Below are 15,365 nucleotides of genomic sequence, written 5' to 3' on the forward strand. Positions count from 1 at the left end.
GGATGCCGGCACGTTTCGCGGAACTGGACTGGCGCGAGACCCCGATGGGGGAGATCAGCCTGCGGCGCCGCCGGGATCCGACCGTCGACCAGGACGTGTACGAGGTGAAGCTCGGCGACGAGTTTCTGATGTCGAGCCTGTTCACCGTCGCCGAAGTGGAACTGGCCCGGCTCGCGCTCGACGCGGCGGGCAGCGGCACCCACGGCGGCCCTGACGGCGGTGCCGACAGTGGCACCGGACTCGACGTCGTCGTCGGCGGGCTCGGTCTGGGCTACACCGCGGTCACCGTACTCGAGGATCCGACGGTGCGGTCACTGGTCGTGGTCGACGCGTTGGACGCGGTCATCGACTGGCACCGGCGTGGTCTGGTGCCGCACGGTCTGCGGCTCGCCGCCGACCCCCGCTGCCAGCTGCACCACGGCGACTTCTTCGCCCTGGCTGGCGGGTCGACCGGGTTCGACCCGGACGCGCCGGGGCGACGCTGGCACGCGGTCGTCGTCGACATCGACCATTCGCCGACGCACCTGCTGCACCCCGGCCACGCGGACTTCTACCAGCCGGACGGGCTGCGTCGGCTGGCCGACCACCTGCACCCGGGCGGGGTCTTCGCGTTGTGGTCCAACGATCCACCGGACGACGCGTTCACCGCCCGGCTCGCCGAGGTGTACGCCACCGCCCGCGCCGAGGTGGTCACGTTCGCCAACCCGCTACAGGGCGGCACCTCGGCCAACACCGTCTACCTGGCGACCCGCGCCTGACCGGGGGCCGACGCTGCCCGATCGGGTCCCGGTCGCGGCCTGCGGTCACCCCTTGAGCGGGTCGTGGCCCCAGTTCATCAGCGAGTACCGCCAGCGGGTGTCGGTCACGTCACCGGTGGGGCGTTGGGCCAGGTGGCGGTGCACGTACCCGACGACCTTGCGCATGTGCGCGTAGTCGTCGTCGGACAGCGCCTCACGTTTGGACCGCAGCAGGTCGACGATCCGGCGGCCGGAGGCATGCCCGACCGACTCGCCACCGGCGGCCGAATGCTGACCGGCGTCCTTCGACTCCGGGGTACGCAGCCACCGCTCCAGCTCGCCGGGGCTCATGTTGACCGCCTCGACGAACGCCCGGTACGCCGCCGCGCCGTCAGCCGAACCTGGGCGGGCCGGCCGGGGTCCGGCGGTACCGGGTCCGGCGGTACGGGTGCGGTCACTCGGCACGGCGCAACGCCTCGGGCTTGTGCACCGCGTCGCGGCCGGACTTGTCGCTGCGGACCCGGTACTGCGGGTGCTCCGGGTCGGCGACCACCGTACGGCCGGCGGCCTCCCGACGGGAGGTGATCTCCTCCTCGACGGTGCCCGGCACGGTCACCCCGTGGCTGCGCCAGTTGACCCGGTCACCGGGCCGGGGGTGCTCGACCGGGCGGCCGGGCCGCTGCTCGGGACGGTCGCCCTCGCGGGGGCGTTTGTTCCTCGCCATGGCGGCCGGGTACCCACCGACCGGGCGGGCAATCCGTCCCGAACCGGGTCTACGGGGTGATCTCGGCGATCGGCAGCTTCACCGGGAACGGGGCGTCGAGTTCGAGCAGGTCGTCGGCCTCGGCGACGAGGGCGTACTCCCGCTCGCCGCTGGCACCGGGCCGGTCGCCGAGCCGGTAGGCGTAGATCCGCACCGGGTCCTGCTCGACCCGCCAGTAGTGGCCGATGCCGACGGCGGCGTAGCCGGCGGGTTTGTCGAACCGGTCCCGGCGACGGGTCGCGGGGGAGACGACCTCGACGACCAGCAGCACCTCGTCGGGGGTCAGGTAGTGCCGGTCGCGGCTGCCCTCGGCCCGGTGCAGCAGCACGTCGGGTTCGTAGGTGTTGCGTGGCCCGACCGCGACCCCGACCGCCTGGGTGGCCCGGTAGCCGTCCGGCGCGTGCCGGCGCAGCCACAACCACAGAAGGCTCGTGATGCTCTGGTGACCGAGAGTGGGGGAGGGAACCACGGTGAGGACTCCGTCGAGGAGTTCGACGCGGGGGGCGTCGGCGGGTAGGGCGAGGACGTCTTCGATGCTGTAGTCAGCCAGCTGCTGCCGGACCGGGTCCGGCTGCCACGGTGCGGTCCACGCCCCGCCGGACGCTGCGGCAGGATGGATCGGCTCGGCGCTCACCCGGTCAGCGTACCGCCGTGGCGGTGGTGGCGAGGGCCGCCGGCGCGGTGGCCCAGCCGGCGGTCGCTGGCTCAGCCGGCGGTGGCGGGTTTGTCCGCGACGAAGATCGCGGTGCCCGGGAAGAGCCGCCCGCGCAGCGGACTCCACTGCCCCCAGATCTGCTCGTGCCCGTCCGGCCAGGGTGGTTCGACGATGTCGCGCAGGGCGAAGCCGGCGGCGACGAGTTCGCGGACCCGGTCGCCGACCGTACGGTGCTGCTCGACGTAGCTGGGGGTGCCGTCGTCGTCGGTCTCCACGTACGGCCGTCGGTCGAAGTAGGAGTGCACCGCGACCAGGCCGCGCTCGCCCGGGTCGTCGAGGAAGATCCAGCGCATCGGGTGGGTGACGGCGAAGACCCAGCGCCCGCCGGGGCGCAGCACCCGGTGCACCTCGCGCATCACGGCGGCCGAGTCGGCGACGAACGGCACCGCGCCGAACGCGGTCCAGACGGTGTCGAAGGCGGCGTCGACGAAGGGCAGGGTCAGCGCGTCGGCCTGGACCAGCGGCACGGCGACACCGGTCCGGTCGGCGGCGGCGACGGCCTGGCGCAGCATGCCGGCCGACAGGTCGAGCCCGACGGCGTGCGCCCCCTGGCCGGCGAGCCAGCGGCTGCCGCCGGCGGCGCCGCAGCCCAGTTCGAGCACCCGCCGCCCGGCGACGGCGCCGAGCAGCCCGGCCTCGGCCTCCCGCAGCCCTTCCGGGCACCAGCGCAGGTCGGCGTCGCCGAGGAACTCGCCGTGCTCGGCCTGGTAGGCGTCGGCGTCGGCGTCCCACCAGCGGCGGTTGGCCTGGCGGGCCTGTGCGTCGGTGACCGGCCGTCTGGTCACTCTGGGTTCGTCCGGGGCGGTGTCAGAGTGGTCGGGGTCGGTCCCGGGCAGGTCCGTCGGGGCTGCGGCGTTCACCCCGCAGACGGTACGGCCCGCCGCAGTTGGGAGCGGTACCGGGCCGGCGTGCTAATCTTGACGGCCCTCCCGTGGTCTGTGATCTCGATCACAGCGGGAGTCGGAAGTGGCGCGAATCTCCGCCTGTGGGTCCGATTTTTCCCAAGCCCCGAATGCGGCGATCGGATAGCTCCCGGGAGGGCTTGCACGCTGTGGTAATGGAACCGGTAGGCTAGACGATGCGCTCGCGGATCGTGTGCCTCGGCAGGGAGCAGGTCCGCGGTCGGCGGTTACATCCGATGATGGCAGCGGCGGTCGATGATCCCCTCGGTCACGGTCGGTGACGAAGATGTCATCGTCGCGGTGTGCCCGCCGGCGGATCCGTGAGCCACGCCAGGTCACTGCGACGACACGCCAGCTGTGACACCCATCCGATCCGGAGCAACCGCCCACATGACGAGCAGCATCGAGGCCACCTCGAGCGCCCCCAAGGTCACTGTCGACGACCTCGGCAGCGAGGAAGCCTTCCTCGCCGCCATCGACGAGACCATCAAGTACTTCAACGACGGCGACATCGTGGAAGGTACCGTCGTCAAGGTCGACCGGGACGAGGTCCTGCTCGACATCGGCTACAAGACCGAGGGTGTCATCCCCTCGCGCGAGTTGTCGATCAAGCACGACGTGGACCCTGCCGACGTTGTCTCGGTGGGCGATCACATCGAAGCCCTTGTCCTGCAGAAGGAGGACAAGGAAGGCCGGCTGATCCTGTCGAAGAAGCGTGCGCAGTACGAGCGCGCGTGGGGCACGATCGAGAAGATCAAGGACGAGGACGGGGTCGTCCGCGGCTCGGTCATCGAGGTCGTCAAGGGTGGTCTCATCCTCGACATCGGGCTGCGTGGCTTCCTGCCGGCCTCCCTGGTCGAGATGCGCCGGGTCCGGGACCTGCAGCCGTACGTCGGCCGCGAACTCGAAGCCAAGATCATCGAGCTGGACAAGAACCGCAACAACGTGGTCCTGTCCCGCCGGGCGTGGCTGGAGCAGACGCAGTCCGAGGTGCGCACCGAGTTCCTCAACAAGCTGCAGAAGGGCCAGGTCCGCAAGGGCGTCGTCTCCTCGATCGTCAACTTCGGCGCATTCGTCGACCTTGGCGGGGTGGACGGCCTGGTGCACGTCTCCGAGCTGTCCTGGAAGCACATCGACCACCCGTCCGAGGTCGTCGAGGTCGGCCAGGAGGTCGAGGTCGAGGTGCTCGACGTCGACCTGGACCGCGAGCGGGTCTCGCTGTCGCTCAAGGCGACCCAGGAAGACCCGTGGCGCCAGTTCGCCCGGACCCACGCGATCCAGCAGATCGTGCCCGGCAAGGTGACCAAGCTGGTGCCGTTCGGTGCGTTCGTCCGCGTTGACGACGGCATCGAGGGCCTGGTGCACATCTCCGAGCTGGCCGAGCGGCACGTGGAGATCCCCGAGCAGGTCGTGCAGGTCGGCTCCGACGTCATGGTCAAGGTCATCGACATCGACCTGGAGCGTCGTCGGATCTCGCTGTCGCTCAAGCAGGCCAACGAGGGCTTCGTCGAGGGCGAGGAGCACTTCGACCCGACCCTCTACGGCATGGCCGCCACGTACGACAACGAGGGCAACTACATCTACCCGGAGGGCTTCGACCCGGAGACCGGGGAGTGGCTCGAGGGCTACGACAAGCAGCGGGAGACCTGGGAGACCCAGTACGCCGAGGCCCGTACCCGCTGGGAGGCGCACACCAAGCAGGTCCAGACGGCCCGTGCGGCCGACGCGGACGCCGCCGCCAACCCGACCCCGGCCCCGGTGGCCTCGGCCGGCGGCAGCGGTGGTGGTGCCACCTCGTCGTCCTCCTCGTCGTCCAGCTCCACCCCGTCGCGGTCCAGCGAGGAGCCCTCGGGCACCCTCGCCACCGACGAGGCGCTCGCCGCCCTGCGCGAGAAGCTGGCCGGCGGCAAGAGCTGAGCTGACCGCCAGCAGGTGCTGAGCTGACCGGGCTGGCACCCGTCGGCCTGATCGGCTCCAGCGCGACACCCGGATGGTCCCGGTGGGAGTTCCCACCGGGACCATCCGCGTTTTCGGCGTCGTCGCGCCCCGGTCGTCGCGCCCCGGTGAAGTCGCACCCGACCGGCAGGTGCGCGGCCCGGTGCGGAGACGTCGCACCGGATCCGGTTCACTGACTCCCATGCTGACAGTGGGCCTGACCGGCGGGATCGGTGCCGGCAAGAGCGCGGTCGCCAGCCGGCTGACCGACCACGGTGCGGTCGTCATCGACGCCGACCAGCTGGCCCGCGACGTCGTCGCCGTCGGCACCGACGGGCTGGCCGAGGTGGTCGCCGCCTTCGGCCACGACGTACTCGCCGCAGACGGATCCCTGGACCGGCCGGCGCTCGGCGCCCTGGTCTTCGCCGACCCGGCCGCCCGGTCCCGGCTCGAAGGCATCGTGCACCCCAGGGTCCGCCGGCGTACCGCCGAGGCGACCGCCGCCGCGCCGGCCGACGCGATCGTGGTCAACGACGTACCGCTGCTGGTGGAGACCGGGCTGGCGGCCACGTACCACCTGGTGGTCGTGGTGTCCGCGGCCGAACAGGTCCGCGTCGAGCGGCTGACCCGCGACCGGGGCATGTCCCGCGACGCCGCGCTGTCGCGGATCCGGGCCCAGGCCGACGACGCGCGCCGGGCCGCCGCCGCCGACGTCCTGCTCTCCAACGACGGCAGCCGCGACGACCTCGCCGCCGCCGTCGACCGGCTCTGGCACGACCGCCTGGTGCCGTACGCGGCGAACCTGCACGCCGGCCGACCGGCCGACCGCGACCCGGTGGCGGTCCTCGCGTCACCGGATCCGACCTGGCCGGCCCAGTACGAGCGGATCGCCGCCCGGCTGCGGCACGCGCTCGGTGCCGACCGGCGGATCGACCACGTCGGCTCCACCTCGGTCCCCGGCCTGCCGGCCAAGGACATCATCGACGTCCAGCTCACCGTCGACTCCCTCGACGACGCCGACGGCTACGCCCCGGCGCTGGCCGCCGCCGGGTTCCCCCGGCGGCCCGGTGACTGGTCGGACAGCCCGAAGCCGGACCCGGGCGGGGTGGTGTCCGCGCGGCGTTGGCCCAAGCGGCTGCACGCCAACGCCGACCCGGGCCGGGCGGTCAACCTGCACGTACGGGTCGCCGGCTCACCCGGCTGGCGGTACGCCCTCGCGTTCCGTGACCACCTGCGGGCCGACGAGCGGGAGCGCGCCGACTACCTCGCCGTCAAGCAGCGGATCGCCGCGACCGCGCCGACGACCCGGGAGTACGCCGCAGCCAAGGAGCCCTGGTTCGAGGCGGCCTGGCCACGTCTGCGCCGGTGGATCGAGGAGACCGGCTGGCAGCCGTGACCGGAAGCAACTGCTGGGACGTGGGGCGCTCGCGGCGGCCGGGTCACGCGTGGCGTGACGACTACGGATGCGCTCGCCGACGCGCGCCGGGGCAGCTATCCGAACGTCCGGACTTCCGGCGCGCCGGTGTGGGCGCTGCCGATGGTCCGCGCGGCCGCCGCGAGCGGCCTACCCCGTCACGGTATCGCGGGTGAGGCGACCCACACAATGACAATATCGAAGCCGGTCGGCGACCGACCGCGAGATGTCGGACCCACGGCGTACGTTGGTGGGCATGGCGCTCGACATCCCGCGACTCGACGGCCGTTTCCAGGTCGTCAGCGACTACTCCCCGGCCGGCGACCAGCCGGCAGCCATCGACGAGCTTGAGCGTCGGGTGCGTCGCGGCGACCGCCACACCGTGCTGCTCGGGGCGACCGGCACCGGCAAGAGCGCCACCACCGCCTGGCTGGTCGAGCGGCTGCAGCGGCCCACCCTGGTGATGGCCCCCAACAAGACGCTCTGCGCCCAGTTGGCCAAGGAGTTCCGTGAGCTGATGCCGCACAACGCGGTGGAGTACTTCGTCTCCTACTACGACTACTACCAGCCAGAGGCGTACATCCCGCAGACCGACACCTACATCGAGAAGGACTCCTCGATCAACGAGGAGGTGGAGCGGCTGCGGCACTCGGCGACCATGTCGCTGCTGACCCGCCGCGACGTGATCGTGGTGGCGACCGTGTCGGCGATCTACGGCCTGGGCACCCCGCAGGAGTACCTGGAACGCGCGGTCAAGGTCGCCACCGGCGCCGAGCAGGACCGCGACTCGCTGCTGCGCCAACTCGTCGAGATCCAGTACGCCCGCAACGACCTGGCCTTCAACCGGGGCACCTTCCGGGTCCGCGGCGACACGCTGGAGATCATTCCGGCGTACGAGGAGCTGGCGGTCCGGATCGAGTTCTTCGGTGACGAGATCGAGCGCCTCTACTACCTGCACCCGTTGACCGGTGACGTGGTCCGCGAGGTCGACCAGCTGCTGATCTTCCCGGCGACGCACTACGCCGCCGGGCCGGCCAGGATGGAGCGGGCGATCCGCGACATCGAGGCCGAGCTGACCGACCGGCTCGCCGAGCTGGATCGCCAGGGCAAGCTCCTCGAAGCGCAGCGGCTGCGGATGCGCACCACCTACGACATCGAGATGATGCGCCAGGTCGGCTTCTGCTCCGGCATCGAGAACTACTCGATGCACATCGACGGGCGCGACTACGGCAGCCCGCCGCACACCCTGCTCGACTACTTCCCGGACGACTTCGTCACCGTCATCGACGAGTCGCACGTGACGATCCCGCAGATCGGCGGCATGTTCGAGGGCGACGCCTCCCGCAAGCGGATGCTGATCGACCACGGGTTCCGACTGCCCAGCGCCGCCGACAACCGGCCGCTGCGCTTCGACGAGTTCCTCGAACGGGTCGGCCAGATGGTGTTCCTGTCGGCCACCCCCGGCACCTGGGAGATGGAGCAGTCGGCCGGCGAGTTCGTCGAGCAGGTGATCCGCCCCACCGGCCTGGTCGACCCGCAGGTCAAGGTCAAGCCGACCAAGGGCCAGATCGACGACCTGATGCACGAGATCCGGCTGCGTACCGACCGCGACGAGCGGGTGCTGGTCACCACGTTGACCAAGAAGATGGCCGAGGACCTCACCGATTACCTGCTGGAGCACGGCATCCGGGTGCGCTATCTGCACTCCGAGGTCGACACGCTGCGCCGGGTCGAGCTGCTGCGCGAGCTGCGCAAGGGCGACTACGACGTACTGGTCGGCATCAACCTGCTCCGCGAGGGCCTGGACCTGCCCGAGGTGTCCCTGGTGGCGATCCTCGACGCCGACAAGGAGGGCTTCCTGCGTAGCGGCCGGTCGCTGATCCAGACCATCGGCCGGGCCGCCCGAAACGTCTCCGGCGAGGTCCACATGTACGCCGACAAGATGACCCCGTCGATGGCGGACGCGATCGACGAGACCAACCGGCGGCGGGCCAAGCAGGTGGCGTACAACGAGGCCAACGGCATCTCGCCGGAGCCGCTGCGCAAGAAGATCCACGACATCCTCGACGACATCTACCGGGAGGCCGACGACACCGACGGCACCCTCGCCGGCCGGTCGGTCGGCGGCTCCGGCCGGCAGATGTCGCGCGGCAAGGGCCCGGTGCCGGAGACCCGCAGCAGGGGCCGAGGCGCCACCACCCCGTCCAGCGCCGGGATGGCCCGCGCCGACCTGGCCCAACTGATTCAGGAGCTCAACGACCAGATGCTGGGCGCCGCCCGCGAGCTGCAGTTCGAGCTGGCCGCCCGGATCCGCGACGAGATCTCCGAGCTGAAGAAGGAGCTACGGGCGATGGACGTCGCCGGCGTCAGCTGAGCCGGTCGCCGGGGTAGAGCTGGGCCAGCTCGGCGCCGGGGCGCTGACTGGCCCGCCACAGCAGCCCCCACGTGTCGTCGAGTCCTGTCCCGTCGTGGCGCTGCTCCTCGGCGGGATCGTCGTTGGGAGCTGCCTGCCCGAGCGGTGTTGACGGCTGCGCAGGCCAGCCCGGCTCACCGGGGCGGATCAGCTCCAGCTCGCCCCATTGCAGGTAGAAGTCCCAGGCGTCCTCGACGGTACGGAAGACGCCGACCTCACGGATCTCCCGTTGCGGATGCCGGAAGTAGACCAGCGCCTCGTCGGCGTACTCCAGACCCCAGCCGATGGCCGGAAACTCCGGCGCTCCGTCCGCCGGGTCGACCGGCTCGATCAGTAGGAACTGTACAGGAACTGAAGTATCGCTCACTGTTCCTCCAAGTTGTATCTCATGGGATTCCCATATTGATGTCGGTGAGCCAGATGTTCAAGCCCTTGAAGTTTGGCGATGTCTCGCTTACCCTCTGTCGCGGATGGGGGTGGACGGAAGTGGCGTTGCCTGCAAGTCCCACGATCAGACGCCAACGGCTCGGCGGCGAGCTGCGGCGGCTTCGCCGCGCGGCCGGAATGACGCTGGAGCAGGTCTGCGACCAGCTCGGCTGGGCGTCAACGTCGAAGCTGTCCCGGCTGGAGCTCGGCCAGAGCCGACCCGACCTGGCGGACATCCTGGACCTGCTCGACGTCTACCACGTCGTGCCGGCCGAACGGGAGAAGCTGGTCATCATCGCCCGCGACGCCGCCGCCACCCGAGGCTGGTGGAAGGCGCTCGGGTCGATGGGTCAACGCCAGCGCGGCTACACCGAGCTCGAAGCCAGCGCCGCCACGATCTTCCAATATCAGCAACTCTTGGTGCCTGGGCTGCTGCAGACCCCGGAGTACGCCCGGCTGCGGGTGCGCTCCGGCCGCGACGTCTACGGAGACCTCGACATCAGCGCCGACACTCTGGCCCGCGCAGCCCGGCAGGAAGTGCTGCGCCGCGAGCACCCGCCGCACTACGAGGCGGTCATCGACGAGAGCGCGCTGCTGCGGGCCAGCGTGCCGCCTGAGGCCCGGTGCGGCCAGCTGCGCCACCTGAGCGCGCTCGGCGAGCTGGATAACGTCACTATTCAGGTGCTGCCGCTCGATGCGGTCGTGCACGACTCGTTCGTGCCGCACACCAGCTTTTCGCTCTACTCGTTCCCCGATCCGGCTGACCCGCGCACGGTGGTGCTGGAGACGCTGACCAGCGACATCCACCTCACCGACGACGAAGACGTGGTCCTCTACGCCCGGATCGGCCGCTGGTTGCAGCAAGCCGCGCTGCCGGTCGATGAAAGCCGGGATCTGCTGGCTAAGCTGGTGACAGAGGGCTGAGCGAACCGTCTGCAGGAAGGAATCGCACCGTGGAGCGGACTCAGGTCGAGCTGCATTGGCGTAAGAGCAGCCGCAGTAACGCCAACGGGGACTGTGTCGAGGTCGCCCCGGCCGGCGGGTTGGTCGCGGTCCGCGACTCCACCGACCCGACTGGGCCACGGCTGGCCTTCCCCGCCACCGCCTGGCGATCCTTCGTGGACGGCCTGCGCGGCTGACCGAATGGCTGCGGCACCGTGCGACCGTAGCGACAGTGCTTTCGATCAACATGCCTTCAGAGGCGTTGTTCACCAGGCAGGTGAAGAGCTACCCCAGATGTATGACCTGAGCGGAGCGGTGTGGCGCAAGTCCAGCCGCAGCAACGCGAACGGGGACTGTGTCGAGGTCGCCCCGGCCGGCGGGGTGGTTGCGGTCCGCGACTCCACCGACCCGACTGGGCCACGGCTGGCCTTCCCCGCCACCGCCTGGCGATCCTTCGTGGACGGCCTGCGCGGCTGACCGAACAGCTTCGGGGCCTAGCGATCGCCCAGTGCAGAGCCTGGAACAGCATGTCTCGACGGACCTGCGCAAAGGGCTGCGCGACGATCTGTGAGCGGTGCTACGTGGAGGCTCTCAGGGGATCGAGGGCGGCCAGGACGAGGTCGAGGCCGAAGATGAACTCCTCTGCCGGGTCGTAGCCGGCAGCGAGGAGCGCTGCGGCGGACTCGTTGAGATAGGGGAACTCGTCAGGAGGAAGCTGGGGCAGGTAGACGTCCTCGGCCATGTCCGCGAACTCATCGGCGGTGTCGAACGGCAGGCTGGCTTCCTGCAGGGCGAACCCGTAGACGTAGACGTCGAGCAACCAGTTGGCGTGCGTCGCCATCAGAACCGAGAAGCCGGCTTTCCGCAGGCAGGCGGTGACCGCCTCGCGGTGGCGCAGGTGCGCGGGCCCCGGCGATGTCCGTGACTCCATCAGGCCGATCGCCCACGGGTGGCGTGCCAGAACCTGGCGGGCGGACGCCGACCGCCGTCGCATCGCCGACTGCCAGTCCGTCCCCTCGGGCGGGAGCTCGATCTCCTCGAACACGACATCGATCATGGCGTCCAGTAACTCGTCCTTGCTCGCCACGTAGTAGTAGAGCGACATCGCGCCCGCGTCGAGCGCGCTAGCCAGCCGGCGCATGCTCAGCCCGTTGACCCCCTCGCGGTCGGCGATCCGGATCGCCTCGGCCACCACCCGCTGCTTGCTCAGCCCCGCGTCTGACGCGACCTGGCGTTGCTTCCTCACAGACCCGGGTCTCCTCGCTTCCTTGAACAGCTTGACTATCGTACAGCGTACGGCGATAGTACAGTGTACGAATCCTAGTACGGTGTACGACGTACGGTGTACGAGCCAGTGAAACCTCGAACGCGCTCGACGACCCGCCGGTCATCCGACCGTGATGAAGGAGTAAGAGATGAGGTCCCCGAAGGACACCGCCACCACGCCAGCCCGCAGTTTGTTCGTTCGAGGCCGGCTCGTCGGTGCCGCGGCGATCGTGTTCGCGGTGTTGGTGGTGATCGAGAACGTGTTGTTTGCGGTAACGGGCGCGCTGCCCTACGGCGCTCCGATCGAGGACGTGCTGACCTACTACGCGGCCAACCGTGACGCGGTCGCGATCGTGTCCGGTCTTGTAGCCGTCTATCTGCCGCTGCTGCTCGTGTTCGTGACGGGCCTGCACGGCCTGGTGGAGCGGCGGGGCGGAGCGGGCACCGACTGGGCGCGCCTCGCCGTGGCCGCTGGCGCGACGCTGTCGGCCATCTTCGTGCTCGTCAACGTCCTGCAGATCGGGCTCGTGCTCTCCGCCAGCGGGCTCGCCGAGCCGACGCCCGCGTTCGGGCTCGTCTGGCAGATTCACGCGGCGGCGTTCGCGCTGGCGCTGCCGATGCTCGGCACCACCTGCATCGGCTCGGCCCTCGCCGCGCACGCGAGCGGGCTGACTCCGGCTTGGCAGCGCCTGCTGGGCATGGTGGGCGGGACCCTGCTGCTCGCTGCGGGGCTGGGCAACCTCGCGATCGCCGACGGCTCGCCGCTGATCTTCGTCGGGCTTCTAGGGTTCGTCGCCTGGCTCGTCTGGCTGCTCGCGACCGGCGTGCGCCTCGTCCGGTCGTGACTGAGATGAGGGCTGTGCCGAGGTCACGCACGCGGGCGAGGACCCCGTGGAGGGCCGCCCGGGGATGGCAGCCACCGCCTCGAACTCGACCACCCGTGCGTACGCACGCCCAAACCTGCCGCCACTGCGGCGGAGGGACCGCTCCTCTCGAAAGAAGAACCGATGACCATCCGAACGAAAACCCCGAACCAGCTCGACAACCCGCCGATCCCGGTGCAGGCCAAGCTCGCCGCCGCATGGACCAGCTGCATGTTCCTCTACATCTACGTCGACTACTTCCACCTCTACAAGCCCGGCGCTATCGACGAAATCCGGGGTGGCGTCATCTTTGAGTTCGATATCAGCCCGACGTTGTTGACCATTTTCTTCACGTCCGTGGCGATCCCGGCCCTGATGGTGATTCTCTCCATGACGCTGCCCGCCCGGGCGAACCGCGCCACGAACCTCGTCATCGCATCGCTCTACATCCCCCTCACGGTGTTCAACGCGGCAGGGGAGTCCGGGGACTGGGCCTTCTTCTACGGCCTCTCCATCGCACTCGAGGTGCTGCTTCTGGCCTTCATCCTGCGCTCCGCCTGGACATGGCCTCGAATCCCCGCCGTCCCAGCGGGTCCCGCGACGACCGACCTTCGACAGTAGGTCTCCGGGGAACCGCGGGTCAGGGCCGGCGCTACCCGGGCCTGGGGTGTCGACCGGGCAGTCGAACCGCACCCCTGGCGCTGGACGGGACTGTGCACTGCACAGTACTGTGTGGCACATGGTCGGCGACAGGCTGGAGCTTGAGCTGCGCCGGGGCGTGGTCGTCCTGGCGGTGCTGTCACAGCTGGGCGAGTTCCGCTACGGCTACGAGCTGCGCCAGTCGCTGTCCGACAACGGCCTGCCGATCGAGGAGGGGACGCTCTACCCGCTGCTGCGGCGGCTGGAGACCCAGGGCGTCCTGGTCAGCCAGTGGCGTACCGAAGGGCAGCCACGCCGCTACTACCGCCGCAGCCCCGCCGGGGAAGAGCTGTACGTCCGGCTCCGGGACTCGTGGCACGGGATGAACGAGGCCATGGGCCAGATGCTGAAGGGCGACAGGTAGATGCTGACCACCGAGGAACTGATCGACGCGTACGTCGCCGACGTGGCGCGGTTGCTGCCCCGCCGGCAGCGTAGGGACGTGGCGCTTGAACTGACGACGCTGCTGCGCGACGAACTGGCCGACAGCGACGATCCGGTGGCCCGGCTGCGGGCCTTCGGCCGCCCCGCCGAGGTGGCCGCCCGGTACGGGCAGCCGCCGATCGCCGTCGACCCGGCCGACACTCGCCGATTCGTCCGGCTCGGTGTCGCCGGTGTGCTGGTGATCTGGCTGCTCGGCGTGGCCGCCGCGACCGACGTCGTCGACTGGTACTGGACGTACGGGCTACCGGCGTTCTGGTGGCCCGGGTTCCTCGTCGTGGCGTTCGGCCTCGCCGGCTGGGCGCGGCGTCGGTGGCCGGACCGCTTCGCCTGGCGTCCGCGCCGATCGGCCGCCGGCCGGGTCGTCCGGTCCGGCCGGATCGCCGCCTTCGTCTTCTACGTCGCCGGTACGGTCGTGCTGGTCAACGCGGCCTGGCTGCTGGATCAGCTCGGGGCCGCGCCGCAGGCCGTGCAGGCACTCACCTTCAACGACGAGTTCGCCCAGTTCCGCGGCCCGCTCGTGCTCGCCCTGCTGATTGCCACCCTGGTGCATCATCTCGTGGTCACCGTCCACGGCCGGTGGCGTCCGGTCACCCGTACCGTCGGGATGCTCCTCGGAGCGGCCATCTGCGCCGTGCTGACCTGGGTGCTGTTCGCCGGGCCGGTCTACCTGAGCCCGGAAGCCGACCGTACCGCCAAGTTCTGGGTCGCCGTCATCGTCGCCGTGAGCCTCGTCGACCTGCTGATCGAGGCCGGGCGTCTGCTCCGGCAGCGGACGGCCGGCCCGATGGCGCCGCCGCTGGGCGCGGTCTGAGCGGGTGCACCAGGGCGCAACGACGCGGCGACGGGCAGCGCGACGTCGTACCGGATTGTTATCGTGCCGGGTCCGCAGCCCATGCCGTACCACGGAGCGCCGCCGATGACGATCAACGAACACATCACCCACTTCTCCGGCCTACCGGTCGTCGACTTCGACCCACAGACGGCGGCGGAGCACACCGGCACCCCGGTCGCCTGGCGGCTCAGTGCGTCGGAGGAGGACGAGGTCGAATTCGCGCAACTCTTCACCACCTGGCTGGACACCGTCGACCCGGCGAGCGTCGACGCGCTGGTCGTCGGCGACTGGGGCGAACCGTGGGACGTCGCGTTTCCGTTGGAGCTGCTGGTCGACGCCGCGCCCCGGCTGACCGGCCTGCGGGCCGTCTTCCTCGGTGAGATGACCTTCGACGAGTGCGAGATCTCCTGGATCCTGCAGCCCGACGTCACCCCGCTGCTGGCCGCCTACCCGGCGCTGGAAGTGCTGCGGGTACGCGGCGCCATGTCGCTGGAGTTGCAGGCCGTCCAGCACACCGGGTTGCGGGAGTTCGCCATCGAGTCCGGCGGGACACCAGCCGCCCTCACCCGCGCCGTCGCCGCCAGCGACCTGCCGAACTGCGCCCATCTGGAACTGTGGCTGGGCACCCCCGACTACGAGGGTGACACCTCAGTGGACGACCTTGCGCCGATCCTCGACGGCACCCGGCTGCCCACGCTGCGTACCCTCGGGTTGCGCAACGCCGAGATCGCCGACGCGGTCGCGGCGGCCCTGGCCAGCGCGGCGGTCGTGCCCAGACTGGACACTGTCGACCTGTCGTTGGGCACCCTCGGCGACGATGGTGCCACCGCGCTGCTCGCCGGCCAGCCGCTGACCCATCTGCGCCGGCTCGACCTGCACCGGCACTACCTGTCCGACGAGATGATGGCCCGGCTGCCGGCCGCGTTGCCCGGCGTCGACGTCGACGTCACCGATCAGCAGACCGAGGACAGGCACCGGGGCCGGTACGTATCCGTCGGCGAATGACCGGTTGTT

The 15,365-nt window shown here is 70.4% G+C and carries 17 protein-coding genes and 1 pseudogene; 12 read left to right on the plus strand and 6 right to left on the minus strand.

Going from position 1 to position 15,365, the window contains the following annotated elements:
* Positions 1–2: 2 nt before the first annotated feature.
* Positions 3–758 (plus strand): spermidine synthase family protein, encoded by a 756-nt coding sequence (locus O7608_RS17290; RefSeq protein WP_289205566.1) that lies wholly within the window; start codon positions 3–5, stop codon positions 756–758.
* Positions 759–806: 48 nt separating this feature from the next.
* On the opposite strand, the pseudogene O7608_RS17295 reads toward O7608_RS17290, so the two are convergent.
* The 4 genes and pseudogenes from O7608_RS17295 to O7608_RS17310 form a co-directional block, all read right to left on the minus strand.
* Positions 807–1,088, minus strand: a pseudogene (locus O7608_RS17295) (DUF3140 domain-containing protein); the annotation flags it as partial.
* A gap of 103 nt (positions 1,089–1,191) precedes the next feature.
* Complete coding sequence (locus O7608_RS17300) at positions 1,192–1,461, minus strand: hypervirulence associated TUDOR domain-containing protein (RefSeq protein ID WP_282228029.1); 270 nt, start codon at positions 1,459–1,461, stop codon at positions 1,192–1,194.
* A 49-nt stretch (positions 1,462–1,510) separates the two neighbouring features.
* Positions 1,511–2,134, minus strand: a complete 624-nt coding sequence (locus tag O7608_RS17305; RefSeq protein ID WP_289205568.1) for a Uma2 family endonuclease — start codon at positions 2,132–2,134, stop codon at positions 1,511–1,513.
* Between the two features lie 71 nt (positions 2,135–2,205).
* Positions 2,206–3,051 (minus strand): class I SAM-dependent methyltransferase, encoded by an 846-nt coding sequence (locus O7608_RS17310; RefSeq protein WP_289210928.1) that lies wholly within the window; start codon positions 3,049–3,051, stop codon positions 2,206–2,208.
* A 456-nt stretch (positions 3,052–3,507) separates the two neighbouring features.
* Here O7608_RS17310 and rpsA point away from each other — a divergent pair, with 456 nt between their 5' ends.
* The 3 genes from rpsA to uvrB all read left to right on the plus strand — a co-directional run bounded on the left by rpsA (position 3,508) and on the right by uvrB (position 8,840).
* Complete coding sequence (rpsA, locus tag O7608_RS17315; RefSeq protein ID WP_289205569.1) at positions 3,508–5,034, plus strand: 30S ribosomal protein S1; 1,527 nt, start codon at positions 3,508–3,510, stop codon at positions 5,032–5,034.
* A 220-nt stretch (positions 5,035–5,254) separates the two neighbouring features.
* Complete coding sequence (coaE, locus tag O7608_RS17320) at positions 5,255–6,448, plus strand: dephospho-CoA kinase (protein ID WP_289205570.1); 1,194 nt, start codon at positions 5,255–5,257, stop codon at positions 6,446–6,448.
* 274 nt (positions 6,449–6,722) lie between these two features.
* Positions 6,723–8,840 (plus strand): excinuclease ABC subunit UvrB, encoded by a 2,118-nt coding sequence (gene uvrB / locus O7608_RS17325; protein WP_289205571.1) that lies wholly within the window; start codon positions 6,723–6,725, stop codon positions 8,838–8,840.
* On the opposite strand, the gene O7608_RS17330 is transcribed toward uvrB, so the two are convergent.
* Complete coding sequence (locus O7608_RS17330) at positions 8,833–9,246, minus strand: hypothetical protein (protein ID WP_289205572.1); 414 nt, start codon at positions 9,244–9,246, stop codon at positions 8,833–8,835. The two genes, uvrB and O7608_RS17330, sit on opposite strands and share 8 nt — an antisense overlap.
* Before the next feature lie 119 nt (positions 9,247–9,365).
* Here O7608_RS17330 and O7608_RS17335 point away from each other — a divergent pair, with 119 nt between their 5' ends.
* The 3 genes from O7608_RS17335 to O7608_RS17345 all read left to right on the plus strand — a co-directional run bounded on the left by O7608_RS17335 (position 9,366) and on the right by O7608_RS17345 (position 10,724).
* A complete protein-coding gene (locus O7608_RS17335; RefSeq protein ID WP_502959217.1) occupies positions 9,366–10,229 on the plus strand; it encodes a helix-turn-helix domain-containing protein in 864 nt (287 codons plus the stop codon).
* A 29-nt stretch (positions 10,230–10,258) separates the two neighbouring features.
* Positions 10,259–10,444, plus strand: coding sequence for a DUF397 domain-containing protein (locus O7608_RS17340; protein ID WP_289205573.1), 186 nt, complete (start codon positions 10,259–10,261; stop codon positions 10,442–10,444).
* Between the two features lie 97 nt (positions 10,445–10,541).
* Entirely contained in the window at positions 10,542–10,724 is a 183-nt protein-coding gene (locus O7608_RS17345; RefSeq protein ID WP_289205574.1) for a DUF397 domain-containing protein, read from the plus strand.
* 100 nt (positions 10,725–10,824) lie between these two features.
* Here the strand turns inward: O7608_RS17345 and O7608_RS17350 are convergent, their stop codons facing one another.
* The gene (locus O7608_RS17350) at positions 10,825–11,493 is read right to left on the minus strand and encodes a TetR/AcrR family transcriptional regulator C-terminal domain-containing protein (RefSeq protein WP_289205575.1); all 669 of its coding nucleotides are present in this window, start codon (positions 11,491–11,493) and stop codon (positions 10,825–10,827) included.
* A 169-nt stretch (positions 11,494–11,662) separates the two neighbouring features.
* On the opposite strand from O7608_RS17350, the gene O7608_RS17355 reads away from it, so the two are divergent.
* From O7608_RS17355 to O7608_RS17375, 5 genes are all read left to right on the plus strand, one after another.
* The gene (locus O7608_RS17355; RefSeq protein WP_289205576.1) at positions 11,663–12,358 is read left to right on the plus strand and encodes a hypothetical protein; all 696 of its coding nucleotides are present in this window, start codon (positions 11,663–11,665) and stop codon (positions 12,356–12,358) included.
* A gap of 162 nt (positions 12,359–12,520) precedes the next feature.
* Positions 12,521–12,997: a DUF6326 family protein gene (locus O7608_RS17360; protein ID WP_289205577.1), complete on the plus strand. Its 477-nt coding sequence runs from the start codon at positions 12,521–12,523 to the stop codon at positions 12,995–12,997.
* A gap of 118 nt (positions 12,998–13,115) precedes the next feature.
* On the plus strand, positions 13,116–13,439 hold the full coding sequence (locus O7608_RS17365) for a PadR family transcriptional regulator (protein WP_289205578.1): 324 nt from the start codon (positions 13,116–13,118) through the stop codon (positions 13,437–13,439).
* The gene (locus tag O7608_RS17370; protein ID WP_289205579.1) at positions 13,440–14,330 is read left to right on the plus strand and encodes a hypothetical protein; all 891 of its coding nucleotides are present in this window, start codon (positions 13,440–13,442) and stop codon (positions 14,328–14,330) included.
* A 105-nt stretch (positions 14,331–14,435) separates the two neighbouring features.
* Positions 14,436–15,356, plus strand: a complete 921-nt coding sequence (locus tag O7608_RS17375) for an STM4015 family protein (protein WP_289205580.1) — start codon at positions 14,436–14,438, stop codon at positions 15,354–15,356.
* The last annotated feature ends 9 nt before the right edge of the window (positions 15,357–15,365 follow it).

Origin of the sequence: Solwaraspora sp. WMMA2056, from assembly GCF_030345095.1 — a bacterium.
Lineage (GTDB): Bacteria > Actinomycetota > Actinomycetes > Mycobacteriales > Micromonosporaceae > Micromonospora_E.

Excerpts from the sequence above, each read along its gene's own strand:
- O7608_RS17365 (WP_289205578.1), top strand. The coding sequence starts at position 13,116 with ATGGTCGGCGACAGGCTGGAGCTTGAGCTGCGCCGGGGCGTGGTCGTC.
- O7608_RS17375 (WP_289205580.1), top strand. The coding sequence starts at position 14,436 with ATGACGATCAACGAACACATCACCCACTTCTCCGGCCTACCGGTCGTC.
- O7608_RS17290 (WP_289205566.1), top strand. The coding sequence starts at position 3 with ATGCCGGCACGTTTCGCGGAACTGGACTGGCGCGAGACCCCGATGGGG.
- O7608_RS17360 (WP_289205577.1), top strand. The coding sequence starts at position 12,521 with ATGACCATCCGAACGAAAACCCCGAACCAGCTCGACAACCCGCCGATC.
- rpsA (WP_289205569.1), top strand. The coding sequence starts at position 3,508 with ATGACGAGCAGCATCGAGGCCACCTCGAGCGCCCCCAAGGTCACTGTC.
- O7608_RS17370 (WP_289205579.1), top strand. The coding sequence starts at position 13,440 with ATGCTGACCACCGAGGAACTGATCGACGCGTACGTCGCCGACGTGGCG.
- O7608_RS17300 (WP_282228029.1), bottom strand. The coding sequence starts at position 1,461 with ATGGCGAGGAACAAACGCCCCCGCGAGGGCGACCGTCCCGAGCAGCGG.
- uvrB (WP_289205571.1), top strand. The coding sequence starts at position 6,723 with ATGGCGCTCGACATCCCGCGACTCGACGGCCGTTTCCAGGTCGTCAGC.
- O7608_RS17345 (WP_289205574.1), top strand. The coding sequence starts at position 10,542 with ATGTATGACCTGAGCGGAGCGGTGTGGCGCAAGTCCAGCCGCAGCAAC.
- O7608_RS17355 (WP_289205576.1), top strand. The coding sequence starts at position 11,663 with ATGAGGTCCCCGAAGGACACCGCCACCACGCCAGCCCGCAGTTTGTTC.
- coaE (WP_289205570.1), top strand. The coding sequence starts at position 5,255 with ATGCTGACAGTGGGCCTGACCGGCGGGATCGGTGCCGGCAAGAGCGCG.